The 3617-nt window shown below is 62.8% G+C and carries 3 protein-coding genes; all 3 read right to left on the bottom strand.

Annotated features, from left to right (window positions below):
* Window positions 1-73 precede the first annotated feature (73 nt).
* Genes urtD through urtB form a run of 3 tightly spaced genes read right to left on the bottom strand, consistent with a single transcriptional unit; the run spans window position 74 to window position 3521 of the window.
* On the bottom strand, window positions 74-943 hold the full coding sequence (gene urtD, locus QMX98_RS33265; protein ID WP_010464089.1) for an urea ABC transporter ATP-binding protein UrtD: 870 nt from the start codon (window positions 941-943) through the stop codon (window positions 74-76).
* Window positions 940-2019, bottom strand: coding sequence for an urea ABC transporter permease subunit UrtC (urtC, locus tag QMX98_RS33260; RefSeq protein WP_010464088.1), 1080 nt, complete (start codon window positions 2017-2019; stop codon window positions 940-942). The genes urtD and urtC overlap by 4 nt, the downstream gene beginning before the upstream one ends.
* On the bottom strand, window positions 2019-3521 hold the full coding sequence (urtB, locus tag QMX98_RS33255) for an urea ABC transporter permease subunit UrtB (protein ID WP_102594498.1): 1503 nt from the start codon (window positions 3519-3521) through the stop codon (window positions 2019-2021). The genes urtC and urtB overlap by 1 nt, the downstream gene beginning before the upstream one ends.
* Between the last annotated feature and the right edge of the window lie 96 nt (window positions 3522-3617).

The following is a 3617-nucleotide window of genomic DNA, read 5'->3' as shown; positions in this document are numbered from 1 at the left end:
AGGCTTGCCCGCGAAGGGGGCCTGGAGGCCGCCAAAAGCTTCGCGGGCAAGCCTCGCTCCTACGGGAGCAAAATCATCTTCCGAGATAAACCTCGATTACACGCTCGTTTTCCTGCACCTGTTCCAGCGACCCTTCGGCCAGCACGCTGCCCTGGTGCAACACGGTGACGTGGTCGGCAATCGAGCCGACAAAACCCATGTCGTGCTCCACCACCATCAGCGAATGCTTGCCGGCCAGGCTTTTGAACAGTTCGGCGGTGAACTCGGTCTCGGCATCGGTCATGCCCGCCACCGGCTCGTCGAGCAGCAGCAGTTGCGGGTCTTGCATGAGCAGCATGCCGATCTCCAGAAACTGCTTCTGGCCGTGGGACAACAGACCCGCCGGGCGATTGACCGAGGCCGTCAGGCGAATGGTTTCCAGCACCTCGCTGATGCGATCTTTCTGTTCGCCACTGAGGCGCGCCCGCAGGCTGGCCCACACCGACTTGTCGGTTTTCTGCGCCAGCTCCAGGTTCTCGAACACGCTCAAGGCTTCGAACACCGTCGGCTTCTGGAACTTGCGGCCGATGCCGGCCTGGGCAATCTGCACTTCGCTCATCGACGTCAGGTCCAGGGTTTCACCGAACCAGGCTTTGCCGTGACTGGGGCGAGTCTTGCCGGTGATGACGTCCATCAGCGTGGTCTTGCCCGCGCCGTTGGGGCCGATGATGCAGCGCAATTCGCCGACGCCGATGTACAGGTTCAGAGCGTTGAGCGCCTTGAAACCATCGAAGCTGACGCTGATGTCTTCCAGGGTCAGGATCGTGCCGTGGCGTGTGTCCAGGCCAGGGCCGACACGTTGCCCGAGGCCGATGGCATCGCGGCTGCTGCCGGCGTCCTTGTTGGGCTCCACAGGAAAAAATGCCGGTTCGAGCATGAATTCAGCCGTCGCAGTGACTCTCATTGCTCACCTCTCTTTTTCAGCAGACCGATCACGCCTTTGGGCAGGTACAAGGTCACGACGATGAACAGTGCGCCGAGGAAGAACAGCCAGTATTCGGGGAATGCCACGGTGAACCAGCTCTTCATGCCGTTGACCACACCAGCGCCGAGCAGCGGACCGATCAGCGTGCCGCGACCACCGAGGGCCACCCATACGGCCGCTTCAATGGAGTTGGTCGGCGACATTTCACTCGGGTTGATGATTCCGACTTGGGGCACGTACAGTGCGCCAGCCAGACCACACAGCACCGCACTCAAGACCCAGACAAACAGCTTGAAACCCCGCGGGTCGTAGCCGCAGAACATCAGGCGGTTTTCCGCATCGCGCAACGCGGTCAGCACCCGGCCGAACTTGCTCTGCGCCAGGCGCCAGCCGATAAACAGGCTCGCCACCAGCAACACCACCGTGGCGAAAAACAGCACCGCGCGCGTGCCCGGCTCGGTAATGCCAAAGCCGAGAATGGTGCGAAAGTTGGTGAAGCCGTTGTTGCCACCAAACCCGGTTTCGTTGCGGAAAAACAGCAGCATCCCGGCGAAGGTCAGGGCCTGGGTCATGATCGAGAAATACACGCCCTTGATCCGCGAACGGAAGGCGAAAAACCCGAAGACCAGCGCCAGCAACCCCGGCGCCAACACCACCAGGCACATCGACCAGAGGAAGCTGCTGGTGCCGGTCCAGTACCACGGCAGTTCGGTCCACGACAGGAAGGTCATGAACGCCGGCAAGCCATCGCCTGAGGCCTGGCGCATCAAGTACATGCCCATCGCATAACCGCCGAGGGCGAAGAACAGGCCGTGACCGAGGGACAGCAGGCCGGCGTAGCCCCAGACCAAATCGAGGGCGAGGGCGACGATGGCGTAGCAAAGTATCTTGCCCACCAGCGTCAGGGTGTAGGCCGAGACGTGGAACACACTGTCCGGCGACAACAGTGAGAGCAGCGGCAACGCCAGCAGCAGAACCAGAATCACCGCGCCAACAGCGATGGTGACTTTGGGGCCGGCCTTTTGGCTGGCCGTGAGCATCAGGGGCTGGTTCATCAGTCGATCACCCGTCCTTTCAGTGCGAAGAGGCCTTGCGGACGCTTCTGGATGAACAGAATGATCAGCGCGAGGATCAGGATCTTGCCGAGCACGGCGCCGATCTGCGGTTCGAGAATCTTGTTGGCGATGCCCAGGCCGAAGGCGGCCAGGACGCTACCGGCCAACTGACCGACACCGCCGAGCACCACCACCAGGAACGAGTCGATGATGTAGCTCTGGCCAAGGTCCGGGCCGACGTTGCCGATCTGGCTGAGCGCGACGCCGCCGAGCCCGGCAATGCCGGAGCCGAGGCCGAACGCGAGCATGTCCACGCGCCCGGTCGGCACGCCGCAGCAGGCGGCCATGTTGCGGTTCTGGGTGACGGCGCGCACGTTCAAACCCAGGCGCGTCTTGTTCAGGAGCAGCCAGGTCAGCACGACCACGAACAAGGCGAAGGCGATGATCACGATGCGGTTGTACGGCAGCACGAGGTTGGGCAGCACTTGAATCCCGCCCGAGAGCCAGGCCGGGTTGGCCACTTCGACGTTCTGCGCGCCGAACACCAAACGCACCAGCTGAATCAGCATGAGGCTGATGCCCCAGGTCGCGAGCAGGGTTTCCAGCGGGCGGCCGTAGAGGTGACGAATCACCGTGCGTTCCAGCGCCATGCCGATTGCGGCAGTGACGAAGAACGCCACCGGCAACGCGATCAGCGGGTAGAACTCGATGGCTTGCGGGGCAAAGCGCTGGAACATCAGCTGCACCACGTAGGTCGAGTACGCGCCGAGCATCAGCATTTCGCCGTGGGCCATGTTGATCACGCCGAGCAGACCGAAGGTGATCGCCAGTCCCAGGGCGGCGAGCAGCAGGATCGAGCCCAGGGACATGCCGCTGAACGCTTGCCCGAGGATTTCGCCGATCAGCAGTTTGCGTTTGACCTGGGCCAGGCTGGTTTCGGCAGCGGTGCGCACGCTGGCGTCTGTTTCAATGCCCGGCTCCAGCAGGCTTTCGAGGCGGGTGCGGGCCAGCGGATCGCCGGTTTCGCCGAGCAGGCGCACCGCCGCGAGGCGCACGGCCGGGTCGGTGTCGACCAGTTGCAGGTTGGCCAGCGCCAGGCTCAGGGCTGCGTGGACGGTTTCATCTTTTTCGCCGGCCAGTTGTTGGTCGAGGAATTTCAGCTGGGCCGGTTTGGCACTTTTCTGCAATTGCTGCGCGGCGGCCAGACGGATTTTGGCGTCGGCGGCGAGCAATTGGTGGCTGGCCAGCGCGGTGTCGATCAGACCCCGCAGACGATTGTTCAGGCGCAGGGTTTTGGCTTGGCCGTCGACGGTCAACTCGCCTTGTTGCAGGGCGTTGATCAGTTCGATGCGGGCAGGATCGGGCTGCGCAGCCCAGGACTCCAGAAGCTTGGCTTGCTGCACGGGATTGGCGGCGACGAAGTCTTCGGCGTCGCCGGAATGCGCGGCCATCGGCAGTAAGAGCGCGAGTGCAAAGATCAAGCGGTAAAGGGCGGTGGGCATATGTAAGGCCTTGCGCGGGCTAAATGTAGGAGTGAGCCTGCTCGCGATAGCGGTCTATCAATCAACAGGTCTGTTGTCTGTCCCACCGCTATCGCG

Source organism: Pseudomonas sp. PS02303 (assembly GCF_029959925.1).
Classification (GTDB): domain Bacteria; phylum Pseudomonadota; class Gammaproteobacteria; order Pseudomonadales; family Pseudomonadaceae; genus Aquipseudomonas; species Aquipseudomonas mandelii.
The sequence above is the reverse complement of the archived record's forward strand: the minus strand, read 5'-3'. Positions and strand labels throughout refer to the sequence as shown.

Bases quoted from the DNA above. Each gene is read 5' to 3' on its own strand.
- urtD (WP_010464089.1), bottom strand. From the start codon at position 943: ATGAGAGTCACTGCGACGGCTGAATTCATGCTCGAACCGGCATTTTTT.
- urtC (WP_010464088.1), bottom strand. From the start codon at position 2,019: ATGAACCAGCCCCTGATGCTCACGGCCAGCCAAAAGGCCGGCCCCAAA.
- urtB (WP_102594498.1), bottom strand. From the start codon at position 3,521: ATGCCCACCGCCCTTTACCGCTTGATCTTTGCACTCGCGCTCTTACTG.